Raw genomic sequence first — 23980 nt, 5'->3', positions numbered from 1 at the left:
GTGGCAGCTCCAGGTTTCGTCACCTGATGTTTCCTCGCGACCTCACCACGCCATCACGTCTATCCCGTGTAGGTCCGAAAACGCCCCCGCGTGTAGGCGTGCGATACGGCCTTCCTCAACTCCGAGTTCTCGGATTCCAAGAAATTGTTCGCGACGATCAGCGCGCGAATAGCCACGCGCAAATCGCCGTCGCAAACGGCGATCGCCTGCTCGACGGCGGCCTCCAGCCCATCGTCCTGTTCGTTCGGCTTGGAGACCGAGGACATGGCGCTCTTCCAGGTTGACCGTCGACGGCCTATGTTCTTATTTTGTTCTCATGGAGTCAAGCCGCCGTTTCAAGCCGCCCTGGACGTTGGTCCGGGAGAATTCAGAGTGCTACGTGGTCAAGGACGCCAACGGCGTGACCTTGGCGTGGCTCTATTGTCGTGATGACGCGCAGCGCTACAGCTTCGGTGTGAGCAAGCTATCGTCAGATGAGGCGCGCCGGATCGGCAAGGCGATCGCTCGCATTCCCGAATTCCTGATGCCGCGCCAAGGCTTTTATCCGCGTGGGGGTGGGCCGCGCGTTCGAGCTGACCGGCCTTACCACGTCGCCCTGGAGGATCGTTACATCCGAGAGCACTGGGATGAGATCTACGCGCTCTGTCGGTTGAACAGCCTGCCGTTCAATGCGACTGGCGAAGTCATTCAAAACGACGGCGTGTGGAGGGTGTACGAGTTCACCTGGCAGATGGATGCGATCCTGTTTTGGGATCGCTTCGAGGGCCGCTGGCTGCGTGGCACGGAGTTTCACTATCCCGAGCGGCCCGAGAACCTGCCTTCACTAAAGCCGCTCGAGAACTGGCCGAAATTCAATCCGCGCAATTTGCGATAACCGCAGGTCACCAAGATCATGATCAAGCGCCGAATGTTGGTATTTGTGCTCCTGCTGCTATCCGGCGGCGCGCTGGCCGATGGTTTTGTTGGTCAAGCCAGCGTCGTTGATGGCGACACGCTGGAAATTCATGGAATCCGCATTCGGCTCTGGGGTATCGATGCGCCGGAAAGCAGCCAGCTATGCCGCGGCGAGGACAGTTTGCAATATCGTTGTGGCGCGCAGGCGGCAAATGACCTTGACGCATTCATTGCCCGGCGTCCGGTCAACTGCTCGCCGCTCAGCCTCGACCCATATGGCCGCACGGTTGCGACTTGTTCGGTCGGCGGCGCCGATCTCGGTGAATCGCTTGTGCGCAAGGGCCTGGCGCTCGATTGGCCACAATACTCGAAAGGCAGATATGGCAGCGCTCAGCGTGACGCCGAACGTGCCGGCCAGGGAATCTGGAAAGGCAGCTACGTCGAGCCGTGGCTCTATCGTGCCTGCATCCGCGCGAACGGAAAGCCGTCCGCCTGTTCGGATGACGCCAATGCGCATCCCTAAAGCCTCTGCGCATTGCGCCTTTGTTCGGAACTCGCAAAAGCATTAGGCAGCAGATCTCACCGGCATCTCCCTTCAGGCGCCGGGCTATCAGCTTCGCTGATGGCCGTCCCGCCGTCGTCTCTCTGGGCACACTTCCGGATTGATGATATCATCCTTCGATCACCGGCCATTCCACTTCAGGCGTCGGTGGCTGAGAGACCGATCGAGCTCCCGCCTGGAGGCAGGGGAGAGGGAGCATGCGCAACATGCAGCTTAGACATCTGGCGGAAGCCGAACAGCACATTGCGCGTGGCACCCAACATATCTCGGATCAAGAGCTCCGTATTGCGGAGTTCGATTTTCGCGGTCACGATTCAACGCTGGCGCGCTCTCTCTTGGAAACATTTCGCATCACACAGGCCCAATACGTCGCGCACCGGGATCACATCCTTAGAGAGCTGGGGTTGTAAGAACGGTCAACGGGCGGCCCCTCCCTGCCGGTCGGTCACGCTCTACCCGCAAGCGTTCGCTTGCGGCCGGAGCCGCGGAGCGTCTCCGCCCTTCGGGTAACGATCGTTGCCGCTTGAAATCGCATTACCCCAACTGACGCGGAGCAAGTGCCGCCGTCGGTGATCTCTGTCGGCGCCGGGCTGCTTGGAAAATCAACAGTTAAAGAGTGAGAGTGCGGGCCGGATTTGCCGTGACGGGTTGATGGCCGGAGGAGAGTCTTCCGGCGCCCGTCATGGAGATTGCTCCCATGAATATGCAGGTTCTTGATGCCCGCCGCGACGCCAGCGGCGGTTACAGGGTGGACGTCAGTCGCGGCGAGCGCGTCGGTCGGGTATCCTCGGAGTGGTTTTCCCGTCCCGCAGATCAGCGTTATCTGTCGCTCAACGAACTGGCCCGCACGGTGCGTGATCGCACGGACCGCACCCGGACGCGCGTCCTTGAAAGCGCACTCATTCATGTCGAGGCGAGCCGCGGCGATCCCGAGCGCTTGGCCCTGATGCTGCCCGGCTCGGATAAACCCGTCGCGCCGACTCATTGGAGCTTTGGCCAGCTTGCAAGCCAGGTTGGCGCTCCGGCCGCTTACCTCCGGCAACTCCCCGCAGCACTCGCAGGCATCAACCTGCAATATGGTCTGACCGCCAATCGCGCCGAACAAATCAAGACGCTCGAGACCGACAATGGCCGCGTTGAGCTTCGTGCCGTCACCAGCCCGGACTATGGCCGGATCTTTGACCATGAGCTGGTTGAGGCCGTGCAGCGCATCGCCGGCAATGGCACAGGCGATACGCGGTGGAAGGTACCGGGCGTGCTCGACTGGTCAACCGGGATCTACAACCCCCGTGTCGATATTTCCAAGGACACCACCACACTTTATGCATCGGACAGGGACGTCTTCCTCTTTCTGGTCGATGACCTGAACCCAATCGAAGCCGGTCGTCTCCGGGACGGCTCGCCCGACCTCTATTTCCGAGGCTTCTATTGCTGGAACTCGGAAGTTGGTGCGAAGACGCTCGGCATGGCGAGCTTCTATCTCCGTGCAGTCTGCCAAAATCGCAATTTGTGGGGTGTGGAAGATTTCGAGGAGATCACCATCCGTCATTCCAAATACGCATCCTCCCGCTTTGCTCACGAGGCGGCCCCGGCGCTGCTGAACTTCGCCAATTCTTCGCCGATGCCCTTCGTCAATGGCATCAAGGCCGCCCGCGAGCGGATCGTGGCGCATAGCGACGATGATCGCACCGAGTTCCTGCGTCGCCGCGGCTTCTCGAAGGCCGAGACAGGCAAGATCATCGATGCGGTGCTGATCGAAGAAGGTCGGCCGCCTGAGAGCATTTTCGATTTCGTGCAGGGTATTACTGCCGTTGCTCGCGACAAGTCTCACCAGGACGCTCGCCTCGACATGGAGGCGAAGGCGAAGAAGCTCTTGGATCGCGTCGCCTAACTGCCGCGAAGCCGGGGATTCCAACTACCCGTGTCTCCGGCTTTGCTTCCTCCTCGCGTTTCTCCGTTTGGTTTTCTCCGTGGCGCTGCCCTCTTAGAGCAAGAGGGCGGCGCTTCGCTCCTTGAACGGGTTGGAGGCCGAGAGAGGGTCTTGGCCGCTCGTTCCGGAGAAACTGACATGGCAAAGGCCGTTCAGAAGATCAAGCTGTCGCCGTCGCGCGACATTCCTTTCAACAAGCTCGTGCTCTCTCAATCGAATGTGCGGCGGATCAAGGCAGGCATCTCGATCGAGGATCTCGCCGAGGACATCGCCCACCGCGAAAAACTGTTGCAGAGTCTCTACGTGCTGCCCATCGTCGATGCCGACGGACAGGAAACCGGCATGTTCGAGGTGCCCGCCGGGGGCCGCCGTTATCGCGCGCTCGAACTCCTGGTGAAGCAGAAGCGCCTGGCGAAGACTGCGCCGGTTCCCTGCATTGTCAGCGAAGTCGGTGGCAGCATTTCCGCGGAAGAGGACTCGCTTGCCGAGAACGTGCATCGCGTCGCGCTTCATCCCCTCGATCAGTTCCGCGCATTCCAGACGCTGCGCGAACAAGGCCGTTCCGAGGAAGATATCGCGGCTATCTTCTTTGTCTCCGTCAAAGTGGTGAAACAGCGGCTTAGGCTCGCGGCCGTCTCCCCGAAGCTGCTCGACGTTTATGCCGACGACGGCATGTCGCTCGAGCAGTTAATGGCGTTCTCCGTCACCGCCGATCACGTCCGGCAGGAACAGGTCTGGGAGAACGTCAACAAGTCGGGCTATGACGAGCCGTATCAGATCAGGCGCCTTCTGACCGAGCGTGCGGTGAAGGCCTCCGATAAGCGCGCCCGTTTCGTCGGTCTCGCTGCCTATGAGGCGGCCGGCGGCAACGTGCTGCACGATCTCTTCGAGGAAGACGGCGGCGGCTGGCTCGAGGACATCGCGCTGCTCGACCGTCTTGTCGCCGAGAAGCTCCGCACCGAAGCCGAGACGATCGCGGCCGAAGCGTGGAAGTGGATCGAAGTCGCCCCGAGCTTCCCCTACGGTTACGATCACGGGCTGCGTCGGCTCGAAGGCCAACCGGCCGATCTTACCATTGAGGAACAGGTAAGCCTCGATGCGCTCCAGGCCGAGTATACGGCGCTCCAGGAGAAATACGAGGATGCCGACGAAATGCCGGATGAGGCGGACACGCGCCTCGGCGAGCTCGAAGAGGCCCTCGCGGCCTTCGAGGACCGGCCGCATGTGTTCGACGCGGCCGCGATCCCGCACGCCGGCGCCTTCGTCAGCATCGATACGGATGGAACGTTGCAGGTCGCGCGCGGCTATGTCCGCCGCGAGGACGAAGCGGCGTTTGCTGCGGCAACCGCTGAGCCCAGTCCTGAAGGGGCTGCGGCAACGTCTGGCGCCGATGATGGCGACCAAAGCGCACCGGCGGTCCACGGCAGCGTGATCACAATGGCCGGGCAGGCGGCGCCGGATCAGGAAGAGGATGATGCCATCCGTCCCTTGCCCGACCGGCTCGTCATGGAGCTCACCGCGCATCGGACGCTGGCGCTGCAGGACGCGGTAGCGGCCCAACCCGACGTCGCAATGACGGCGCTCTTGCACAAACTCTGCCTCGACGCCTTCCTTTGCACCTACGGTCCATGCTGCATCGAGGCGGGCGTGCGCCACGTGCAGCTTTCGATCCAGGCGCCCGATTTGAAGGAAAGCGCGTCGGCCAAGTCCGTCGCCGCGCGGCACGAAGGCTGGAGAGCCGACATGCCGGCCGATGAGGCTGCGCTGTGGGATTGGCTGGCTGCGCTCGACGATGCCAGCCGGCTGGCCCTGCTCGCCCATTGTGTTTCCTTCGGCGTGAACGCCCTGTTCGAGAAGGTCGATCGCCATGGCGGGCCCGGCATTACCAGCCATGGGCTGCAGCGCCGTCTCGACCAGGCTGATAGGCTCGCCCGTGCGGTTGGTCTGGACATGGTGGAAGCCGGCTGGCGTCCGACAGTCGACAATTATCTCGGCCGTGTCACCAAGGGCCGCATCCTCGATGCAGTCCGCGAGGCAAGGGGCGAATCTTCGGCTCAGCTCATCGACCACCTCAAGAAGTCGGAGATGGCGAAGGAAGCCGAGCGCCTGCTCGAGGGTGCCAGCTGGCTCCCCGAACCGCTGCGCGTCGCCGCCGTGGCTTCGCCTTCGGACAGCTCCGACGCTCCGTCCGAGCCGCTTCCTGAATTCCTCACCGGCGGTGACGAGGAATCGGTCGACGAGAGTGAGCAGCCGCACGCAGTCGCGGCGGAATAGTCCATCGCTGCGGGGCGGCTTCTGCCGCCCCGTAGTTCTTCACCACGTCCCCCTCATTTTCGGCCTGGCGCTTGCGCCGGGCTTCATCGTCTTGGGAGCAGCATCATGACCGACGATACTTCAACACCCGGCACGGGTTTCGATTCAGCTTGCTGGCTCTTGCGAGACCAGGAATTCATCAGACTATGCAAATCCACTCTATCCGAGAACAAGACAGCCTTGTTCGATGCGCTCGCCACCGCGGGCATCGACACCGTGGAGGTCACATTCAATGGCCATGCCGACGAGGGGCAAATCGACGGCGCTGTCGCGGACGGAGAGGGCGCCGACACGGACCTCCAGAGCATCCATGTCGAGATTGCGCGGGTCGAATGGGGAAACCAGATCATCACGCGCCAAACCCTCGCCGTGAAGGACGCGATCGAGAAGCTCGTCCACGATCTCCTCGAGCAGACCTATTCCGGATGGGAGAATAACCAGGGCGCGTACGGTGATTTCCTCTTCGACGTCGTCGAGCGATCGATCACGCTCAACTTCAATGAGCGCATCGAAACCTCCGAATTGACGCAGCATGTGTTCTGAAGGAGGAGGCAATGGCGCATCCCTATCATCATTCGCTCTCCTCGGTAAAGAAGTGGGGCGGGGCACTCGACGATTATCTGGCGATCCATAACTGGTTCGATGCCAGCAAGCAGATCACGGCGGATTTCCGGCACCGCGCGCTCCGCCATCACGCCGAGGGCATCTTCATGGCCGAGACCATCTTTGGTCCGACCATCACCTTGTCGTCCGGTCGCGTTATCCCGACACGTTGGATCGGCGAGCAGCACGTTATCGAGGATCTCGGCTTCATCCCGTCCTTCGCTGATTGGGTGAGGTGTATCCGTCCCGAACCCTGGATGAGCCGCACGCGGCGCATTTCGTGCGAGCTCGAGCCGCCGGCTTCTTCGACCGCAGAAGGAGCTTGACTATGTACGGCACGTATTTGCGCCTGAATATCACCGTGCATGATAGTTGGCGTGCGGTGGTTCGCGCGGCAGCGCGCAAGCTCAGTCGGCAAGCGCTTCGCGACCCCCGGTGTCGCATAGCGCGCAAACGGTTCTACCGCGAGATGCTCGATTATCACCGCCAGGAACAAGAAATCGTTGCGACCTGGCGGCTCTGAGACCTCGTCCGTCGAGAGCCTTCCCCATCCAAATCCCACTCGGCCCGGCGCTCCGCGCAAGGAGCGTCGGGCCATCGCATGTTCAGGAGAACGAAAATGGCTGACTACTTTACTCCCACCGTCATTCACAGACGCTTCCCGAAGCGGACATGACCCCGCTCGAACGCCTGCTTCTGTCCCACGTCTTCGAAGCCGAGCGCGCCGGAGACGGTTGGTATTTCTTTGCCGAGTCGCAACCAGCCGACACGTTCATCGTCGCGCGCGCGGCGCTCGAGGCCGCGCTCGCCGCGTCTCAACTCGATGTGGACAACACCGCCAACAGCTTCGTCACGAAGCTGCTGGCAAGCTTGAAGGATGAAGAGCTTCAGGAGGCACACCTGGATCTCGATCTCAGCGAGACCTCCTGGGAGTTCATCATTCAGGATATCGTCCGGCGTTCGACGACGCTCAGATATGTGTCGGCGGTATCCTCCTTCACATGCTCGCGCATGCGTGTCGACGGCTTCGGCGGCGCCGTCGTCGTGATCTCGGCCGACACCATCCTTGGCAAGTCCACCAACGATCTTCTCGAGGAGTTCATCGAGCAGGTCGCGCCCGGAAGCGATATCTGACCTTGGCCCGGCGGGCAAAGCGACGTTTGCTACCAGGACGTCCGGACGAGCAGCACTTCATCACCTTCTCCGACGCGCCGGCTACCGCACGCGCGATGCTTGTTGAGAACCCTGCACCCGTCGGCGCTCCCAACCAATGTTGCGTTGTGTCCTGTCTGGGCGCGGCACATCGGCTGTCAACGGGCAAGCCGTTTCCGCTGCGGCGGAAGAGCCTCGCGTGACAGCCGATGCTCGACCGCGCCCCGCTGCCAGTCCGACGCAACGCGAAGGTCGGGAGACAACGGAAAATGTGCGGGGTTCTCAACAAGCATCACGCGGGCATTCCGGCAGGCGCCGTCTACATCGGACGCGGCAGCAAATGGGGCAATCCGTTCCGGATCGGCCGCGATGGCGACCGCGCAGCCGTCATCGCCAGGTACGAGCGATGGCTGGCGGACCAGCACCATCTGCTGCGTGCGCTCGATGAACTGCGCAGATGCGATCTCGTGTGCTTCTGCGCGCCGCGGGCTTGCCATGGCGATCTCTTGCTGCGGCTCGCCAACGCGACACGCGAGGAGCGCATCGCGTGGTGGCGCGCCGTCAGGGCCGCGGCATGAGAGGAAGAGGCGGGTCCGAGGTGAGCGAGCCTGGCGTGCGGCGAGAGCGAGCCGCCGGGATGGTTCGCCCGCTCTCGGGGTCTCCCATATGTCCAGGACGTCCAAGGAGTTCGATTTTCGAAAGTCCGTCGCCTATGACGCTGAGGCTAAGCGCCTCTTCCACAGCCGTGCGAAATCCCAGCTCCGTCGTATTGCGACCGCGCTGGGTCTTGAGCCCGGTTCCTACGACCTCCGCTCCAACCAGGCCGGCATTGCCGTGTCCGGTGAAATCACCCTCCACGGCGATCGCCTCTACGTGCAGGTCTCGCAATCGGCGATGGGCCACCACAGCGGCGTTCTGTTTCGGAACTGCAAGGGCCGGAAGGACTATGTCGGCGGCCCGAACAATTTCGCATCGCTGGACTTGCTCAACAGGCCCGACGAGCTCGCGCATTGGATCCGCGGGGTGTGCCATGTTTGACGTCATCCGCCGCCGCACAGCCGCCGTTACGTCGTGGACACGCCGTCACCGCTATCGCTGCGGCGCCAAGTTTAGCCGATGGACACGAGCCTGGCATTATGCCGCCGGACGGCTTTCGACGGATGAGGCGCAGCGATTGATGCTCGACTGCCGGTATCCCGCGGGCTGGCATCCGCTCCTCGTTCTCACTGTCGAGGATACACTCCAACAGGCGCGGCAAGAGATCGCCGATCATCCCGATCTACCCCGTCTTGTCGCGGACGGCTGCGCGCGCGTCGGCGATAAGTGGGAGCCCTACTTCGGCGAGCTGTTGGAAGCGCGATGCTGGGCGATCAACCTCGCCAAGAATTACGCCGTCGACGAGGACATCACATTCGTTCCGCTCAATGATGAGCACGATTCCAACACGTGATCGCCGGTTCGGATAGTTCGCTCAAAGGGTCCGGCGCCGGCCGCCGGACCCTTTCTTTCTGGGTGAGGTCCAGAGGGAGAGGTGGGCCGGGAAGGGTTTGAGCCGCGGCGGTGTCAGGAGAGCGCCGGGCGGTTCGGCCCTTTCCCGCTCTCCGAAAGACATCCCTCATGACCGAATCTCTCGTCGGCGGCGCCAGCGCCGCGCCGCCCTCGATGCGTGCCACCGCAGCCGTCGCATCCGCGATCGTTAGCGCTGCACGACAGCTTTTGACCGAACTCGAACAGGGACGCCGCATCGATGCCACCGTTCTGCGCAACGCCATGCAGGCGGCGTTCGGCAGCTCCGATGGGACCGGGGTGTGGGACTGGAAGGCCGCCTATGACGCCTGCGAGGCGGCGACCGTGCTGTTCCTAAGGCGGCATGGCGCCGCCATGCGCGCCAAGGCGGCGTCGCCGGCGGCCATGCTGTCGATGCTGATGCGGATCGCAAGTCTCCTTCCGACCCAGACGCGCCGGTCCGAGGAAAGCCAATCCCTTCAGCAGTTCTCGACGCCGATCGGACTGGCGTATGTCGCGAGCCTTGCCGCCGCGATGACGCCAGCCGATGTCGTGCTGGAGCCGTCAGCCGGCACCGGCCATCTCGCCGTCCTCGCAGAACTGGCAGGCGCCTCGCTCGTTCTCAATGAGGTCGCCGAGAGCCGCGCCAGCATTCTCGGACAGATATTTCCTGCCGTTTCCACTACGCGATTTGACGCCGCACACATCAACGACCACCTCGATGCGCGCATCGTGCCGAGCGTCGTCCTGATGAACCCGCCGTTCTCGGCCGCGGTCCATGTCGATCGCGCAATGGCGGATGCGGCATTGCGACACGTCGCCTCGGCGTTGGCCCGTCTTCCAGAAGGCGGGCGTCTGGTCGCCATCACCAGCGCGAACGTAGCCCCCGACAATGCCGCCTGGACCGACTCCTTCAAGCGGCTTCAGGAACAGCGCCGGGTCGTATTCTCCGCGGCGATTGATGGCGCCCTCTATGCCAAGCACGGCACCACCACCGACACCCGCCTGACCGTTATCGATCGCGTGCCGGCGGACGACGTCGCCTCCTTGCCAGCATCCGCTGGCATCGCGCGAGACCTGCCGACTTTGCTCGACTGGGTCACGCGCTACGTGCCAGCACGTCGTCCAATTGCTGGCGCGCCGATTGCGGCGGTGCCAGCGATTGCCAGCCCCCCAACGCCCCGAACCGTCCGCGCCTACGTCGGCCAGCGTCAGCCGGCGACCGCGGCGGGAGCATCTGACCTCGTGGCGACGGAAGTCGCCTATGAGTCCGTCGACTGGACACCCACCGATGCCAGCAAGATCACCGATGCGCTCTACGAATCCTACGCATTGCAGTCGATCCACATTCCCGGCGCGCAGGCCCATCCGACGAAGCTCGTGCAGTCGGCTGCCATGGCCTCGGTCGCGCTACCAAAACCTTCCTACCGGCCGCATTTGCCGGCCAGGGTCATGGCGGATGGCATCCTCTCGGACGCGCAGCTCGAGAGCGTCATCTACGCCGGCGAAGCGCATTCGGAGTTTCTCGCGGGTTCCTGGACGGTCGACGCGACTTTTGACGTAGTGGCGGCCGCGCGTGATGACGCTGAGAATGTCGTTCGCTTTCGCCGCGGCTGGTTCCTGGGCGACGGCACCGGCGCGGGCAAGGGACGGCAGGTCGCAGGCATCCTGCTCGACAACTGGCTCAAAGGCCGCCGTCGTGCGGTCTGGATCAGCAAGTCCGACAAGTTGATCGAGGATGCGCAGCGCGATTGGTCCGCGCTCGGGATGGAGCGGCTGCTCGTGACGCCGCTCTCCCGTTTCCGGCAGGGCACGGCAATCCGGCTTGAGGAAGGCGTCCTATTCACCACCTACGCTACGCTGCGCACCGATGAGCGCGGAGAAAGGCTTTCGCGCGTCCGGCAGATCGTCGAATGGTTGGGCTCCGACTTCGACGGAGTGATCGTCTTCGACGAGAGCCACGCCATGCAGAACGCGGTTGGCGGCAAGGGCGAGCGGGGTGACCAGGCAGCCTCTCAGCAGGGGCGCGCGGGCCTACGGCTCCAGCATGCTTTGCCGAATGCCCGCGTCGTATACGTTTCCGCGACCGGTGCCACGACGGTGCACAACCTAGCCTACGCGCAAAGGTTGGGATTGTGGGGCGGCGACGACTTCCCATTCGCCACCCGGGCGGAATTCGTCGAGGCGATCGAGGAGGGCGGTGTCGCCGCCATGGAGGTGCTGGCGCGCGACCTCAAGGCGCTCGGCCTCTATGCGGCGCGCTCGCTGTCCTACGAGGGTGTCGAATACGAGCTTGTTGAGCACAAGCTGACACCCGAGCAGGTCCGCACCTACGATGCCTATGCCGGCGCATTCAGCATCATCCATAATAATCTCGACGCGGCTATGCGCGCCGCCAACATCACCGGTGAGACCGGCACGCTGAACGCGCAGGCGAAATCCGCCGCGCGATCCGCCTTCGAAAGCGCCAAGCAGCGCTTTTTCGGCCATCTCTTGACCTCGATGAAGACACCTTCGCTGATCCGCTCGATCGAGCGCGATCTCGATGCCGGCCATACGGCCGTCATCCAGATCGTCTCGACCGGCGAGGCGCTGATGGAGCGTCGGCTCGCAGAGATCCCAACCGAAGAGTGGGCGGACGTCCAGGTCGACATCACCCCGCGGGAATATGTCCTCGATTATCTCGCCCATTCCTTCCCGGTCCAGCTCTATGAGCCCTTCACCGACAGCGAGGGCAACCTTTCTTCCCGGCCCGTCTATCGCGACGGTCAGCCGGTCGAGAGCAGGGAAGCCGTCAGGCGCCGTGACCGCCTGATCGAAAAGCTCGCCTCGCTCCCGCCCGTGCCGGGCGCGCTCGATCAGGTTGTCCAGCGGTTCGGCACGGACATGGTCGCCGAGGTGACGGGACGCTCTCGCCGCGTCGTTCGTAAACGGGATCGGCTGATAGTCGAGAACCGCGCGGCCTCGGCCAATCTCGCCGAGACCGCGGCCTTCATGGACGACGCCAAGCGCATCCTCATCTTCAGCGACGCCGGAGGCACGGGGAGAAGCTACCACGCCGAACTGTCCGCGCGGAATCGCAGGCTGCGTGTTCACTACCTGCTCGAACCCGGTTGGAAGGCGGATGCCGCCATCCAAGGCCTGGGTCGCACGAACCGAACCAACCAGGCGCAACCGCCGCTGTTCCGCCCCATTGCGACGGACGTGAAGGCGGAGAAGCGCTTCCTCTCCACCATCGCGCGCCGGCTCGACACGCTTGGCGCCATCACCCGAGGTCAGCGCCAGACCGGAGGGCAGGGCCTGTTCCGTCCCGAGGACAACCTCGAGAGCCATTACGGCCGTGACGCGCTTCGCCAACTGTACCTGCTTCTCGTCCGCGGCAAGCTTGAAGCCTGCTCGCTTCAGGCCTTCGAGGACGCGACCGGTCTCAAGCTGATGGATGCCAACGGCATCAAGGACGAACTGCCGCCGATCACGACATTCTTGAACAGGCTGCTGGCGTTGACCATCGACCTGCAAAACGTGTTGTTCGCCGCGTTCGAGCAATTGCTCTCCGCTCGCATCGATGGCGCGATCGCGTCCGGCACCTACGACGCCGGCCTGGAGACGCTGCTCGCCGAGAGCTTCGTCGTTGCCGACCGGCGCGTCATCTACACCCATCCTGGGACCGGCGCAGAGACGCGGCTGCTGACCATCACCGAACGACGGCGCAATCGTCCCGTGACGCTAATGGAGGCGTTCGATCGGCTCTCGGATTCGTGCACCGTCCCGCTGGTCAACGAGCGCTCGGGCCGGGCCGCCGTTCAGGTGCCGGCGCCAAGCTTCGTGCTCGATGACGGTGAGATCGAACGGCGCGTGCGCTTGATCCGGCCGATGGAGCAGCACTGCGTTCCCCTAAGCGCAATGACGGAAAGCCATTGGGCCGAAGCCGATCGCGCCCGTTTCGGCGCGGCCTGGCAGGCCGAACTCCATGACGTGCCCGAATTCTCGGAAAGCACGATCCATGTCGTCGCCGGCTTGCTGCTGCCGATCTGGAAGCGGCTGCCGGACGAGTCGACGCGGGTCTACAGGCTTCAAACCGATACCGGCGAAAGAGTCATTGGTCGCAAGGTTTCGGCCACCTGGGTGGCGAACGTCCTTGCGGTCGACGCGCCCAAGCTGGCGCCGGACGCGGCCTTTGCCGCCCTGATGGCGGGGCGAACTGTTCTTGAGCTCGCCGAAGGCCTCCAGCTTCGCAGAGTCCGTGTCATGGGCAGCCACCGCATAGAGCTGTCTGGATTCAACGACACGATGCGCGATCGCCTCAGGACGTACGGCCTCTTCAGCGAGATCATCTCCTGGAAGCTGCGCATGTTCGTGCCCACTGACGAAGGCGGCATCGAAGTCCTGGCGAAGCTGCTTGAGCACTATCCAATCGAGCGCTTCGCCGAACGGGAGGCCGCGTGATGCGCCGCGACGCCTCCGAACTGGCGCATCGCCTCGCGCGCGAGGCCGAGGCGGTGTGCCGTCAATATCTCTCCAACGGCAGGCGCGAGGGGCGGTATTGGCTGGTTGGGGACGTCTACAATACGCCGGGCCGCTCGATGTTCGTGCGGCTCCAAGATTCCGCGAAGGGCCCCGCCGGCAAGTTTACCGATGCCGCGACCGGCCAGCATGGCGATCTCCTGGACATCATTCGGTATAGCCTTGGGCTCCGTGACTTCCGCGAAGTTGCGGAGGAGGCTAGGCGGTTTCTAAATCTGCCCCGCAGTGAATCCGAACTCGTACCACAACGACCACCAGTGCGCTCCGCGGTCCCACTGGGATCACAAGAGGCCGCAAGGCGGCTGTTTGCGATCTCGGGTCCGATCGAAGGTACCATGGTGGAGACCTATCTGCGAGGTCGCGGAATCGCCCGCGTGCATCATGGTGGTAGCCTCCGCTTCCATCCGCGATGCTACTATCGCCCTGATGAGCATCTGCCGACTGAGACCTGGCCGGCGATGATCGCCGGCGTCACCGACCTCGCTGGCAGGATCGCTGGCGTGCACCGCACCTGGCTTGATCCGGATGGCTTTGATCGTATTCGGCTCGGCAAGGCACCGATCGACACGCCACGACGAGCCATGGGCGACTTGCTCGGCAACGCGGTTCGCTTCGGTACGCCGGACGACGACGTGCTCGTAGCCGGCGAGGGCATCGAAACTATGCTGTCGCTGCGTTACGCGCTTCCAACATTGCCCATGGCCGCAGCGCTGTCGGCCAATCACCTCGCAGCCTTGGTGCTGTCTTCGGGCTTGCGTCGGCTCTATATCGCGCGGGATGCTGACGCCGCAGGCGACATGGTGCAAACCATTCTGTCGAACCGCGCACATGCGGCCGGCATCGAAGCAATCCCCTTGTCACCTCGGCTGGGCGATTTCAACGAGGATCTGCACATCTTCGGTCTCGATGCCCTACGAGCGGCCTTGCGGCTGCAGCTCGCGCCAGAGGACGTCTCCCGCTTTCTTCTCTTGTCAGCCACCGTCGCATAGGCGCGTTTGGTTTCTATCCATGTCGACAGCCTCGGTCGCTGCGGCCCAATGCCAGAGAGGCGCGACCACGGCCTTCTAGAGGGCGATCGGACGGCAGGCGGCTCGGCCCGGCAATGGCTGAGGGGCGACTATTTTCCGCCGGCCCTCTCGGGCCTTTGCATCGCGAAACAAAATAGCCGCCCCACAGCCATCCTTCGCTGGCGCTGCGGCCCTCCGCGTTGCTCCGGGTGCAGGTCCGTCCCGCCCGCCGTCTCAAGTGATCGCCACGAAGGCCGCGATGGACGCGGCCGATCTGGCAAAGGACCACATCCCATGATCGATCATGACGACATCGAACCGCCGCACGCGTCATCTGCCACCGACCTCGTCCTCAATGAATTGCAGCTCTTTGGCTACCGTCCATTCGACGACCAGCCGGATCCGAGACCGCTGCCGGAAGGTAAGATGATCGCGGGCGCTGTTGCCGACATCTTCGACGCCCTGGTCGCCACGCTGAACGACACCCGGCTCGAACCGGACCTTCCGGACCTGCTCTGGTCGACGGTCAATCTCTTCCACCGCGCCGCAGACCGCATCGGCCGTCAGCTCGACGACAACGAACAGGCTCAGCGCAAAAGCCAGCGCGAGCAGAACGGCTCGGAAGTGCGATCAGTCGAACTCGAGCGCCTGACGGCCGAAGGCATCACCTTGATCGAACGTCGCAACTGCCTTGAACTCTTCCGTGACCAGGCCATCGAGCGCTTTGAACTCCACACCGGTTCATCCTGGCGTCCTCGATCGGGATCGCTCGTCAATCACCGTACGCTCACCGCAGCAATGATCGACTCGCGGGACTTCATCGCCGCCAAGCGCCGTGCCGAGACCGAGATCATGTTGCCAGCAGGTCCGAAAGTCGTACTCACGGGTGGTCTCGACTTCAACGACCACCACTTGATCTGGGATCGCCTCGATAAGGTCCACGCCAAGCATCCCGACATGGTCCTGATCCATGGCGGCTCGCCAAGGGGCGCGGAGCTGATCGCGTCGAAATGGGCGACCACCCGGAAGGTGCCACAGATGGCCTTCAAGCCGGACTGGACCAAGCATGCCAAGGCAGCACCGTTCAAGCGCAACGACGCCATGCTCGAACTGCTGCCGATCGGCGTCATGCATTTCCCGGGCACGGGAATCCAGGACAACCTCGCCGACAAGGCGAAGCGACTCGGCATCGCTGTCTGGAAATTCGGCGCCTCATAGGCGCCGACCTGCCATATTCCACGCCACCAAGACGGAGTTGCATCGCCGTAACTCCGCCTCGTTTCGATTGCATATCCAGAACTGCGCCGCGGTGGTGGTGGAAGGTGCAATCGTCACCTCTTTGTCAACATGGAGCCACCACCATGCTCGCGCTCGGACTCCTCCTCAATACCGTTGGCCTCGGCGTCATCTGCTGGCTGATGTTCACGCTGGCGGTTTATATTCTGCCGTTCTTCGTGGGGCTTAACGCTGGCTTTTGGGCCTACCATAGCGGCGCCGGTGTGCTCGGCACGCCGATTGTTGCCATCGCTGCTGGCGGCATAACGCTGGCAATCGCCCAAGTCGCATTCGCAATGACACAATCGCTGATCTTGCGCGCCGTCATTGCGGCCGTCTTTGCTTTGCCGGCTACACTCGCTGGCTATCATCTCGCTCTAGCGATGGCGCACCTCGGAGTACCTTCGCCTGCTTGGCAGCAGTTCTTCGCTTGCCTCGGCGCGATCTTTATCGGTGGCACAGCATGGACGCGATTGACCGTCTTAACCGCGCCCCGCCAGTTCGATTCGAACGCGGCAGTCGTGAGCGATCCTCAACCGGTTCTCACAGCCACAGCGCATCAGCAATGATCTTGCGCCATTCGGTTCTCCAACAGATTGGATAAATCTGTGCGCCGAAAAATCGATCAGCGAGTCTGAGAGAGATAGTGGCGACCTTCTTGCACTTCGATGAGGGAGCGTTGATTGCGGTCGGTGTACATCGATGCAATTCTGAAGCCGTCGTTTGCGCCTGGCTTTATGCTGATGATTACCGCTTTCGCCTCTTTTCGTTTCTTTTCCTACGCCGAACTGTACCGACTTCTTGTCTAGTCGAACCGAGGCCAGCCATCTTCTCCCAAGCTTGTGGCTCAGCACGCGACGCAACTGGCCTCTGTGATGGCTCGATCTGGCCGAAGACCGGCTGCGCCTCGATCGTCTGAGCCGCAACGCCGTCGCATCGACTTTCTTCCCCTGGGCTTCGCCCATTCCTCGCGAGGCAAGAAAGTCGATGCGACGGCATCCTCCGCTGCGCTGCGGCCCTTCGGGTGCGTCGCCGATCGTCTTCGGCCTGCAGATCGCCATCGAGGCCGCGGTGGTCGCGGGCTCGAAACACAAACAGGAGAAGAGACATGGCTACCATCGGTTCGTTCAAGAAGGTCGGAAATGACTACCACGGCGAAATCGCCACCCTCAGCCTGAAGGCCAAAGGCGTGCGCATCGTCGCGGAATCCAACCCTTCCAACGACAAAGCTCCGAGCCACCGCGTGTTCGTTGGCCGCGAAGTCGAGATCGGCGCCGCCTGGTCGAAGCGCTCCGAGGAAGGTCGCGACTATCTCTCGCTCAAGCTCGACGACCCCTCCTTCACGGCGCCCATCTACGCCAACCTGTTCGACGACGAAGGTGGCGAAGGCTACACCCTGCTGTGGTCGCGGCCGCGGAAGAACGGCGAGTAAGGTTCGCTCTCACCGACACCCCGCCCGAGTTTCTCGGGCGGGGCTTCCGATAAAATCTACTCAGCCGGCGTAAAACCCCGCCGAATCCACAAGAGCCTACTCACCGCTCCGGGCCAAGACGACCTTGGCGTCAGCCATTGCTGAGCCAAATGAGGCTGGACATCGAGCAAAGACGACTATTATAGTCGTTTTCGTAGCGTTCGGTCGGCTTGCTGTGGATGTGATCATGCATGATCACATCCCGCCAAGTGCGGGCCGCACGCGCGCTTCTCGGTTGGACCCAGGAGACGCTCGCTGACAAGGCCTTGGTCGCCCTAACGGCACTGAAGCGCTTTGAATCCGAAAACGGACTTCAGGTGCGAGAGGACACGCGCGACCGGGTTCGCGCTGCCCTTGAGGCGTCTGGAATCATTTTTCTGGCATCGGAGCGCGGCGAAGGAGTGATGCTCGTCCATAACCCGGACGTCGCTCGCAAGCGAGTGCGAAGGCGAACTTAGAAGCAAGCGGATCTCGCGCGAGCGAAATGTTAGCGAAATCCTGCTGACACGTCCCAAAAAGGGGCTAAAGTAAGTCCGATCGATCGTTGTGGTTGGCAGAAACTAAGAATCATTCGTTTTGTGACGCGCCCATGAAAAAACCACCGCGAGATCCAGACGTTGCCGATCTTGCACCGACGGATTCCGTCCTCACCGTCTACGACGAAGAGCACATCATTACTTATTTGCGTATGCTCGATGCGGATAAGGAGGGGGCGGACTGGCGCGAAGTGGCGCAAATCGTGCTGCATATCAATCCAGAGGTCGAGCATGATCGCGCAAGACGCGCGTTCGATAGCCACCTGACCCGTGCAAAATGGATGACAGAGCATGGATATCGCCACTTGCTACGTGGCGGAGCATCAAATCCCAATCTCTGAACAACACTTTTGGAATAATTTTCCCGCAGATCACTGAGATCGCTCCACCGCATCACGCGATGCACAATCAGGGACTAGCTACAACCACAGGTTCTCAGAATGATGCCGCCGCCAGCGCGGCAGCTCAGTTTGGGGACAAGTGCATGCCAAAGTTCAACTGGAGATCGTTGGACGACACTTACTACGACCACATCGAACAAGCCGAAATGACCGGGTTGGCGTGGGAGTGCCTGCGCCGCAACGCTTCGTTCGAACGAGAGTATGAGACGATTTCACCATCAGATCGAGATTTGAACAGCCGATTCCGGCAGCATTGGGGGTTGGTTTTTCGCAGCTGATCCCGAACGATCCTTCCTTGAACAGACGGTCTTCTGGGCGCCTGAGGCCGTGCCGACGATTGTGCCGGTCCGCCCGGCACTGCTTGTCGGCTCGCCTACGCCAGTAAGGCTTGATCTCAACCAGCTGAACGAGAGCCAATTTCGCCAAGGTCCGGATGGTTGGCACGCCGTGTTGCATCTGCGCGGCGTAGAGCATCGGGTTTGGTTCAAGGAAGCGCCAATCGTCTCCGCCGCCTATACTGTCGAATTGCCGCTCGACCGCGACTTCGAATTTCGGGCGAGTGCCGGCATGCGCTTGTGGCGAGGGCTCAATGGCCGGCCACAGGGCGCGCCTCCGCACGCGATCTCAGCGCATCGCCGGCGGCGAATTGTGCGTGCCTTGCGTGCGTCGGACGCTCGGTCCGACGGCGCTACCTATTGGGAAATCGCTGAAGTCATAATGCCAGCTCACGGCGTTCCGAAGGCAGATTGGGGCACGCACGAGGTGCGGGATCAGATCAAACGCTTGGTCAAAACTGGATTCGCTTTGGTGCAGGGCGGCTACCGCGCTTTGCTAAGACCGCCCTCTCGAAAAAAATAATCCGCTCGTCAGGGGGGCGAAAATGCACCCCCCAATCTTCGCCATCCCTCTTCGAGGTTTTCTTCCGCCATGGTGTCCGCCGACGCGCCGACGATGTCGCCGGCGTACCTGACGACCGCGGAGACCCTCAAATGCCTGATCCAAACGCTGGCTTGCCGCCACGGTACTTGCGGACTTCCGAGGCAGCCCGATTCCTCGGCCTCTCACCACGTACGCTGGAAAAGCACCGCATATACGGCACAGGACCCGCCTATCGCAAAATCGGCGCGCGCGTTGTCTATGCGATTGCCGATCTGAACGCATGGGCCGACCTCGGCACCAAAACCTCAACCAGCGATCCCGGCGCCGGCACAGTGCTGCCGGCAAAGCGGCACGCTCCCATTCCTTACGCAGGAAAAGAGCGGCGCTGATCCATGAGAACACACCCTCACATTCCCGACAATTCTCGAACGGACAAGGTCGACGCGAGCGCTCTCACGACTGTTGAGCTCTTGTGGCTCGAAAAGCGTATCGAAAACCGCATTCGATTTGGTCGACACGTTTCGGAGAAGGTTCTTAACCGCAACCGGCGTGTCCTATCATTCCTTCCCGGCAGCATCTTTGCTTTCGTCCGTTGGACGTCCAACGACTTCGGGGCCGTTCTATCCCGGATCGATATCCTGCGCGCTGTTGCGCCGGGGCAACGCTATTCGACGGTACCCTGGATCACGCCGGGCGGTGAAAGTCTGTTGCGACTATCCGGCTGGCCGAAGGTCGAACGGGTTCTGCAACTGATCGATGTCGTCGAAGCTCTCGGTGTCGATCCAGCCGACGCCGCACACGACTATTGGCACCATGTTCATAACCGGTTGTCGGTCAACGAAATGCCGCGGCCATACACGCGGTCCCGTCACCAGGCCTGGCTCCATCGGCGGAGGGTGACGTCATGAATGTTCGGTGCATCGTACTTCTCACGACATTCGTGATGACGACCCTCCTCCTCTCGACAGTCGGAGGGGCGACGCCACGCTACATATGGAACGCGTCAAACAGCGTTCCGATCGGTCTTTACCGCGTTCAGCCTGTAAACCGATTGAACGTCACCGAGCTTGTCGCAGTACAACCCCCCGATCTTCTGGCTGCGTTCCTTGATCTTAATGGCTACCTGCCAGCCGGCGTGCCCATGCTTAAGCGTGTTTTGGCGCTCCCCGGACAAACGGTCTGCAGGAATGGCTTAACGATCGCTGTTGACGGCATCGACGTCGGCGAAGCTCGCGAACGCGACGGGCACGGTCGTCCACTTCCAGTATGGCATGGATGCCGCACCATCGCGGATGGCGACGTCTTTGTCATGAACTGGCAATCCGCCGACTCCCTCGACGGTCGTTATTTTGGACCACTACCTGCGTCCTCTGTCATCGGCAGAGCGATACCCGTCTGGACCGACGAGAAGTGATCATGCACGACATGCTCACTCCTTGGGTTGATCACAGTTTCCCCAAACCGACCCCCATCTTTCCTTACCGGCCTGGTCCAATGGTTGGAAAACGTTCGTGCGGCCTGCTTCGAAAGCGCTGCATCGGCGCAACAGAGCAGTCGATCGCGTGGCTCCGCTCGCGTCGAACGAACGCGTGTTATCGCGTCCATCGCGCCATTCCTTTGCCAGATCACAGGCTCGACGGTGTTTGAGCACAGCGCACGTGGCAGACTGCGAGGCGCTCAGAGAACGTCGATCGCTTCGCCAAATTCATCGACGCTGCGTCCCATCGTTTTGCCGTTCCGGCGCGCTGGATCCGTGCGGTGATGCAGGTCGAGAGTGGTGGAGACGAGCGCGCGATGTCGTCTCGTGGTGCTATGGGTTTGATGCAGCTCATGCCGGGCACCTGGGTGGCGCTCAGCGCTCATTATGGGCTCGGGCTCGATCCCTTCGATCCACAGAACAACATTATGGCGGGGCGCCGCGTACCTAAAGGAGATGCATGACCGCTTCGGATCGGCAGGCCTTCTTGCGGCCTACCATGCAGGTCCGTGGCGACATGAACAGCACCTCGTAACATGAAAGCCGCTTCCATCCGAAACTACGGCCTACGTCGCGGCGGTCACACCATTGCTGGACAACGAGCAGGGTGAACATGCCGCAGTTGACGGCAGGCGTGCACTTCCTTGGCGGGAGGCTCCTCTGTTTGTTGAACGGGCGGGCGCACCGTGACGGACATTCGTTTGCATTCGAAGCGCTGCAACACGATCATGACGCTAAGACTTTCGGGTTTGCTACTGAAGGACCCTCGCTCACGCGGCAAGAGTTCGCGGTGGAGTGCGATACGTGCTGATGGCATACGGGCGATGCCTTCGGCCCGCGCTCTACTCGTCGCTTCGCTCCTCACCGAGCCACCCTGCGGGTGTCTCGGTAGGGTAGGCGTGGAACACCTCCGCGGAGGATGTCCCTACGCCTCCCCCCAAACCGTGCGGGCACCTTTGCGATGCACACGGCTTTCCATATGCGTATACTCTCGATTGGAAACGGCCACCCGGCACGACGGGCACAGGACGATCGTCTTGCGCCGCCAGCCGGACCGTTTCCAGACTATCAGCGACCCACTCTGCAGGTCTCGAACGCGGCGGAGGTGATGCATCTCGAATGGTCCTGTCGCGCCGCCACATGCTTCGCATCGGCGAGCATGCAGCCGGTCGATTAGGTCATTCGAGTTTATGACCCACCACGCGCCTCTTGTGAGATCGTCAATTCCTTGACTTATCCAAAAGGTTCGCGTGAGGTGCTTCAGTCTCCACAGTTTGATCGTGCGAAGCTTGCCTCGGACTACAGAGGACACCTCGTAATCCGACCCTTTCCACAGACGGGCCATGATTTGTGCCCTCGTCGTTCGATGGCGCAACGCCAGCGTCTTGATGAGGCTGCGGAACACAACGAGCTCCAGCACTCCCAAGGCACGTTTGTTGTCATCGGCAAACGAGTAATAGTTGGCAAAACCACGGAACTCCGAGTTATAGGCGAGCACGGTCGCGGTGTCGCTGGTGACCAAGAACTGCTCACGAGCACGGCCGGTCTTCCTGGCGAGGTCGCCATACCCATGCCGTTTGCAGAACTCGGTTATCCGCTTGCGTGGCACACGCAGACTGATGTTGCCGGTAGTCGGCCGACGCGTAACGCGCCATGTCCGTGCTGCCGGTCCCTTGCGGTTGGACTTTCGTCCACCCCCGTAGGACGTGTACGCCGCGATGCGGTAGCCGAGGAAGGTCACTCCCTTTGAAGCGGCCTGAATCCCACTCTTCTCAGGCGAGATCGCGAGCTTCAGCGTCTCTGTCAAGAATCGCTCAACAGAGGCCATGGTCTCACGAGCCTCCTCCTTGCTGCCGATGATGCCGATCAGGAAGTCGTCGGCGTATCGACAGTAGCGGAGCCTTTTGAAATTGGGATCCATGGGATCGACGGAAGGTAGTTTCCGTCTCTCCTTATTGATGGCTTTGATCTCTGCCAATGCGGCATTGATCTCGGCCAGCTCCGCGCCGTTGGCGCGCAGCCGCTCAATCTTCCGGCGGAGGCCCAGGACGCGCCTTTGCAACGCCGCATAGGGCGGGAATGCGCGTCGGTCGCGGCCTCTATCGAATCCCGCCCTCATTGTCTGCATGTGCTGATCCAGCTCGTGCAGATAGATGTTGGCGAGCAAGGGCGATACGACTCCGCCCTGTGGTGTACCGCTGTATGTGCGTCCATAGACCCAATCTTCCATGTAACCCGCTTTCAGCATTCCTTCGATCAGACCGATGAATCTGTCATCATCGATCCGCTTCTTGAGAAGCCTGAGCAGGACGTCATGGTCGATGTTGTCAAAGAACCCACGCACATCCACTTCGATCAGCCACTTGCAACCCGTCCAAGTCTTCTTGACGAGATTTAAAGCGGTGTGACAGGACCGCCTCGGGCGGAACCCATGCGACTCACCGAGGAACACAGGTTCATAGATTGCTTCGAGGATGGTCCTGACCGCCTCCTGAACGAGTCGGTCTTCCACCGTGGGAATTCCCAGCGGTCGTGTCTTGCCGTTGCCCTTCGGGATATAAACCCGTCGGACAGGTCGGAAGCGATATGTGCCCTCTGCCACGCGACGGGCGAGGTCGGCGAGCTTCGCCAGCGACATGCCGTCGAAGGTCTTGCCGTCAACACCAGGCGTCAAGGCTCCCTTATTTTGGGAGACCTTTTCGTAGGCCCGCTCAAAGAGAAATGGAGATCTCATCAGGCGGTGAAGGCCATTGATCCGCTTGCCCGACCGCGACAAGGTCGGAAGTGATTCAATTCTCCTCTGGATGGTAGCGGCCTGCATCAGCAGAACCTCTCCGTCGAAGAATCTCTTCTACGCATACTGCAAATGCCGTTTTTAGCGGCATCGTCCTTCCCCCGATCGGAGGCGCTTTCGATCCGGTCACCCGGCCTTATACGCATGATCGTCCGCCTTGCGGCGGCTGTCCCGGCCGTTACGCCAGGCATTTGGGTACTACGACGGCTCCGTCGCCATACAGGCTCGCGAACGAACCTGCTGCAGGCGATCCCGTAGTTGCGTGTGTGGGGAGTTGCGGTGTGTTTAGGTGTCCCATTTGCTTCCTTGACCCTCCGATGGAGGTCGTCCCACGCGGACTGGTGGCAGATCGCACTGGCCGGTGCGTTTTGCCCCGCGTGGCGTAGCGTGTCAGCCGCGTTCGCTACCGCCAACCCTTTAGCGACTGGAAACTGGGATTCAGGCAATACAGCTTTCACCGTGCACACCTTACTCTGTGCTCTCCACCGGGCTGCGGCGCCCGATTTCGAGACGTTTCCCGACATGCTCTGGTCCCGTTCCTCTTTCGAGGTCTCAGTCGTTTCCGACACCGGTAAGTCGGGCAAGTAAGAGCCAAACCAGTAGGCTCCATTCTTTCGAACACTCCCTTCTTCTTCACGCCACAACGGCGCACGCCC

At 61.8% G+C, this 23980-nt stretch carries 27 protein-coding genes; 25 read left to right on the top strand and 2 right to left on the bottom strand.

Going from position 1 to position 23980, the window contains the following annotated elements:
• Positions 1 to 59 precede the first annotated feature (59 nt).
• Entirely contained in the window at positions 60 to 266 is a 207-nt protein-coding gene (locus AYJ54_RS10525; RefSeq protein ID WP_063698859.1) for a hypothetical protein, read from the bottom strand.
• 113 nt (positions 267 to 379) lie between these two features.
• On the opposite strand from AYJ54_RS10525, the gene AYJ54_RS10520 reads away from it, so the two are divergent.
• From AYJ54_RS10520 to AYJ54_RS53965, 25 genes are all read left to right on the top strand, one after another.
• Positions 380 to 874 (top strand): hypothetical protein, encoded by a 495-nt coding sequence (locus tag AYJ54_RS10520; RefSeq protein ID WP_245328978.1) that lies wholly within the window; start codon positions 380 to 382, stop codon positions 872 to 874.
• A gap of 18 nt (positions 875 to 892) precedes the next feature.
• Positions 893 to 1417: a thermonuclease family protein gene (locus tag AYJ54_RS10515; protein ID WP_063698857.1), complete on the top strand. Its 525-nt coding sequence runs from the start codon at positions 893 to 895 to the stop codon at positions 1415 to 1417.
• 236 nt (positions 1418 to 1653) lie between these two features.
• Positions 1654 to 1866, top strand: a complete 213-nt coding sequence (locus tag AYJ54_RS10510) for a hypothetical protein (protein WP_063698856.1) — start codon at positions 1654 to 1656, stop codon at positions 1864 to 1866.
• A gap of 287 nt (positions 1867 to 2153) precedes the next feature.
• A complete protein-coding gene (locus tag AYJ54_RS10505; RefSeq protein WP_063698855.1) occupies positions 2154 to 3347 on the top strand; it encodes a hypothetical protein in 1194 nt (397 codons plus the stop codon).
• 177 nt (positions 3348 to 3524) lie between these two features.
• A complete protein-coding gene (locus tag AYJ54_RS10500) occupies positions 3525 to 5660 on the top strand; it encodes a ParB/RepB/Spo0J family partition protein (RefSeq protein WP_063698854.1) in 2136 nt (711 codons plus the stop codon).
• 105 nt (positions 5661 to 5765) lie between these two features.
• Complete coding sequence (locus AYJ54_RS10495; protein WP_063698853.1) at positions 5766 to 6242, top strand: DUF6878 family protein; 477 nt, start codon at positions 5766 to 5768, stop codon at positions 6240 to 6242.
• Between the two features lie 11 nt (positions 6243 to 6253).
• Entirely contained in the window at positions 6254 to 6628 is a 375-nt protein-coding gene (locus tag AYJ54_RS10490) for a DUF6915 family protein (protein WP_063698852.1), read from the top strand.
• 2 nt (positions 6629 to 6630) lie between these two features.
• Positions 6631 to 6825 (top strand): hypothetical protein, encoded by a 195-nt coding sequence (locus tag AYJ54_RS10485; protein ID WP_063698851.1) that lies wholly within the window; start codon positions 6631 to 6633, stop codon positions 6823 to 6825.
• Positions 6826 to 6974: 149 nt separating this feature from the next.
• Positions 6975 to 7436 carry a hypothetical protein gene (locus AYJ54_RS10480; protein ID WP_201724165.1) on the top strand — a complete coding sequence of 154 codons (462 nt, stop codon included), beginning with the start codon at positions 6975 to 6977 and terminating at the stop codon, positions 7434 to 7436.
• A 287-nt stretch (positions 7437 to 7723) separates the two neighbouring features.
• The gene (locus AYJ54_RS10475; RefSeq protein WP_063698850.1) at positions 7724 to 8032 is read left to right on the top strand and encodes a DUF4326 domain-containing protein; all 309 of its coding nucleotides are present in this window, start codon (positions 7724 to 7726) and stop codon (positions 8030 to 8032) included.
• Between the two features lie 88 nt (positions 8033 to 8120).
• Positions 8121 to 8492: a hypothetical protein gene (locus AYJ54_RS10470; RefSeq protein WP_063698849.1), complete on the top strand. Its 372-nt coding sequence runs from the start codon at positions 8121 to 8123 to the stop codon at positions 8490 to 8492.
• Entirely contained in the window at positions 8485 to 8904 is a 420-nt protein-coding gene (locus AYJ54_RS10465) for a hypothetical protein (RefSeq protein WP_063698848.1), read from the top strand. The genes AYJ54_RS10470 and AYJ54_RS10465 overlap by 8 nt, the downstream gene beginning before the upstream one ends.
• A 167-nt stretch (positions 8905 to 9071) precedes the next feature.
• Positions 9072 to 13406 (top strand): strawberry notch-like NTP hydrolase domain-containing protein, encoded by a 4335-nt coding sequence (locus AYJ54_RS10460; protein WP_063698847.1) that lies wholly within the window; start codon positions 9072 to 9074, stop codon positions 13404 to 13406.
• Positions 13406 to 14473, top strand: coding sequence for a DUF7146 domain-containing protein (locus tag AYJ54_RS10455; RefSeq protein ID WP_063698846.1), 1068 nt, complete (start codon positions 13406 to 13408; stop codon positions 14471 to 14473). The genes AYJ54_RS10460 and AYJ54_RS10455 overlap by 1 nt, the downstream gene beginning before the upstream one ends.
• A gap of 312 nt (positions 14474 to 14785) precedes the next feature.
• Positions 14786 to 15709, top strand: coding sequence for a DUF2493 domain-containing protein (locus AYJ54_RS10450; protein WP_063698845.1), 924 nt, complete (start codon positions 14786 to 14788; stop codon positions 15707 to 15709).
• A gap of 143 nt (positions 15710 to 15852) precedes the next feature.
• Positions 15853 to 16335 (top strand): hypothetical protein, encoded by a 483-nt coding sequence (locus tag AYJ54_RS10445; RefSeq protein ID WP_063698844.1) that lies wholly within the window; start codon positions 15853 to 15855, stop codon positions 16333 to 16335.
• Positions 16336 to 16874: 539 nt separating this feature from the next.
• Positions 16875 to 17198, top strand: coding sequence for a DUF736 domain-containing protein (locus AYJ54_RS10440; protein ID WP_063698843.1), 324 nt, complete (start codon positions 16875 to 16877; stop codon positions 17196 to 17198).
• A gap of 230 nt (positions 17199 to 17428) precedes the next feature.
• Positions 17429 to 17695, top strand: coding sequence for a helix-turn-helix domain-containing protein (locus AYJ54_RS52210; protein WP_063698842.1), 267 nt, complete (start codon positions 17429 to 17431; stop codon positions 17693 to 17695).
• A 131-nt stretch (positions 17696 to 17826) separates the two neighbouring features.
• The gene (locus tag AYJ54_RS47020) at positions 17827 to 18114 is read left to right on the top strand and encodes a DNA -binding domain-containing protein (protein ID WP_082905589.1); all 288 of its coding nucleotides are present in this window, start codon (positions 17827 to 17829) and stop codon (positions 18112 to 18114) included.
• A 143-nt stretch (positions 18115 to 18257) separates the two neighbouring features.
• Positions 18258 to 18452 (top strand): transcriptional regulator domain-containing protein, encoded by a 195-nt coding sequence (locus AYJ54_RS10425; RefSeq protein ID WP_063698944.1) that lies wholly within the window; start codon positions 18258 to 18260, stop codon positions 18450 to 18452.
• Between the two features lie 49 nt (positions 18453 to 18501).
• Entirely contained in the window at positions 18502 to 19032 is a 531-nt protein-coding gene (locus AYJ54_RS10420) for a DUF2285 domain-containing protein (RefSeq protein WP_245328977.1), read from the top strand.
• A 131-nt stretch (positions 19033 to 19163) separates the two neighbouring features.
• Positions 19164 to 19442: a helix-turn-helix transcriptional regulator gene (locus AYJ54_RS10415; protein ID WP_063698839.1), complete on the top strand. Its 279-nt coding sequence runs from the start codon at positions 19164 to 19166 to the stop codon at positions 19440 to 19442.
• A 3-nt stretch (positions 19443 to 19445) separates the two neighbouring features.
• Positions 19446 to 19961 (top strand): DUF2840 domain-containing protein, encoded by a 516-nt coding sequence (locus tag AYJ54_RS47015; protein WP_082905588.1) that lies wholly within the window; start codon positions 19446 to 19448, stop codon positions 19959 to 19961.
• Complete coding sequence (locus AYJ54_RS47010) at positions 19958 to 20467, top strand: S26 family signal peptidase (protein ID WP_082905587.1); 510 nt, start codon at positions 19958 to 19960, stop codon at positions 20465 to 20467. Before AYJ54_RS47015 ends, AYJ54_RS47010 begins: the two co-directional genes overlap by 4 nt.
• 347 nt (positions 20468 to 20814) lie before the next feature.
• Positions 20815 to 20994, top strand: a complete 180-nt coding sequence (locus tag AYJ54_RS53965; RefSeq protein WP_063698838.1) for a lytic transglycosylase domain-containing protein — start codon at positions 20815 to 20817, stop codon at positions 20992 to 20994.
• Between the two features lie 461 nt (positions 20995 to 21455).
• Here AYJ54_RS53965 and ltrA read toward each other — a convergent pair whose 3' ends face one another.
• Entirely contained in the window at positions 21456 to 23351 is a 1896-nt protein-coding gene (gene ltrA, locus AYJ54_RS10400; protein WP_063696148.1) for a group II intron reverse transcriptase/maturase, read from the bottom strand.
• Positions 23352 to 23980 lie beyond the last annotated feature (629 nt).

It is taken from the genome of Bradyrhizobium centrolobii (genome assembly GCF_001641635.1).
Taxonomy (GTDB): Bacteria; Pseudomonadota; Alphaproteobacteria; order Rhizobiales; family Xanthobacteraceae; genus Bradyrhizobium; species Bradyrhizobium centrolobii.
This window is presented reverse-complemented; position numbering and strand designations above follow the sequence as displayed.

What these genes read in the sequence shown, in the direction of transcription:
- AYJ54_RS10425 (WP_063698944.1), top strand. Translation starts at nt 18,258, where the DNA reads ATGCCAAAGTTCAACTGGAGATCGTTGGACGACACTTACTACGACCAC.
- AYJ54_RS53965 (WP_063698838.1), top strand. Translation starts at nt 20,815, where the DNA reads ATGCAGGTCGAGAGTGGTGGAGACGAGCGCGCGATGTCGTCTCGTGGT.
- AYJ54_RS10515 (WP_063698857.1), top strand. Translation starts at nt 893, where the DNA reads ATGATCAAGCGCCGAATGTTGGTATTTGTGCTCCTGCTGCTATCCGGC.
- AYJ54_RS10455 (WP_063698846.1), top strand. Translation starts at nt 13,406, where the DNA reads ATGCGCCGCGACGCCTCCGAACTGGCGCATCGCCTCGCGCGCGAGGCC.
- AYJ54_RS47010 (WP_082905587.1), top strand. Translation starts at nt 19,958, where the DNA reads ATGAATGTTCGGTGCATCGTACTTCTCACGACATTCGTGATGACGACC.
- AYJ54_RS10505 (WP_063698855.1), top strand. Translation starts at nt 2,154, where the DNA reads ATGAATATGCAGGTTCTTGATGCCCGCCGCGACGCCAGCGGCGGTTAC.
- AYJ54_RS10475 (WP_063698850.1), top strand. Translation starts at nt 7,724, where the DNA reads ATGTGCGGGGTTCTCAACAAGCATCACGCGGGCATTCCGGCAGGCGCC.
- AYJ54_RS47015 (WP_082905588.1), top strand. Translation starts at nt 19,446, where the DNA reads ATGAGAACACACCCTCACATTCCCGACAATTCTCGAACGGACAAGGTC.
- AYJ54_RS10485 (WP_063698851.1), top strand. Translation starts at nt 6,631, where the DNA reads ATGTACGGCACGTATTTGCGCCTGAATATCACCGTGCATGATAGTTGG.
- AYJ54_RS10460 (WP_063698847.1), top strand. Translation starts at nt 9,072, where the DNA reads ATGACCGAATCTCTCGTCGGCGGCGCCAGCGCCGCGCCGCCCTCGATG.
- AYJ54_RS10490 (WP_063698852.1), top strand. Translation starts at nt 6,254, where the DNA reads ATGGCGCATCCCTATCATCATTCGCTCTCCTCGGTAAAGAAGTGGGGC.
- AYJ54_RS10440 (WP_063698843.1), top strand. Translation starts at nt 16,875, where the DNA reads ATGGCTACCATCGGTTCGTTCAAGAAGGTCGGAAATGACTACCACGGC.
- AYJ54_RS52210 (WP_063698842.1), top strand. Translation starts at nt 17,429, where the DNA reads ATGATCACATCCCGCCAAGTGCGGGCCGCACGCGCGCTTCTCGGTTGG.
- AYJ54_RS10445 (WP_063698844.1), top strand. Translation starts at nt 15,853, where the DNA reads ATGCTCGCGCTCGGACTCCTCCTCAATACCGTTGGCCTCGGCGTCATC.
- AYJ54_RS10500 (WP_063698854.1), top strand. Translation starts at nt 3,525, where the DNA reads ATGGCAAAGGCCGTTCAGAAGATCAAGCTGTCGCCGTCGCGCGACATT.
- AYJ54_RS47020 (WP_082905589.1), top strand. Translation starts at nt 17,827, where the DNA reads ATGAAAAAACCACCGCGAGATCCAGACGTTGCCGATCTTGCACCGACG.
- AYJ54_RS10510 (WP_063698856.1), top strand. Translation starts at nt 1,654, where the DNA reads ATGCGCAACATGCAGCTTAGACATCTGGCGGAAGCCGAACAGCACATT.
- AYJ54_RS10525 (WP_063698859.1), bottom strand. Translation starts at nt 266, where the DNA reads ATGTCCTCGGTCTCCAAGCCGAACGAACAGGACGATGGGCTGGAGGCC.
- ltrA (WP_063696148.1), bottom strand. Translation starts at nt 23,351, where the DNA reads ATGCAGGCCGCTACCATCCAGAGGAGAATTGAATCACTTCCGACCTTG.
- AYJ54_RS10480 (WP_201724165.1), top strand. Translation starts at nt 6,975, where the DNA reads ATGACCCCGCTCGAACGCCTGCTTCTGTCCCACGTCTTCGAAGCCGAG.
- AYJ54_RS10495 (WP_063698853.1), top strand. Translation starts at nt 5,766, where the DNA reads ATGACCGACGATACTTCAACACCCGGCACGGGTTTCGATTCAGCTTGC.
- AYJ54_RS10450 (WP_063698845.1), top strand. Translation starts at nt 14,786, where the DNA reads ATGATCGATCATGACGACATCGAACCGCCGCACGCGTCATCTGCCACC.
- AYJ54_RS10415 (WP_063698839.1), top strand. Translation starts at nt 19,164, where the DNA reads ATGCCTGATCCAAACGCTGGCTTGCCGCCACGGTACTTGCGGACTTCC.
- AYJ54_RS10465 (WP_063698848.1), top strand. Translation starts at nt 8,485, where the DNA reads ATGTTTGACGTCATCCGCCGCCGCACAGCCGCCGTTACGTCGTGGACA.
- AYJ54_RS10470 (WP_063698849.1), top strand. Translation starts at nt 8,121, where the DNA reads ATGTCCAGGACGTCCAAGGAGTTCGATTTTCGAAAGTCCGTCGCCTAT.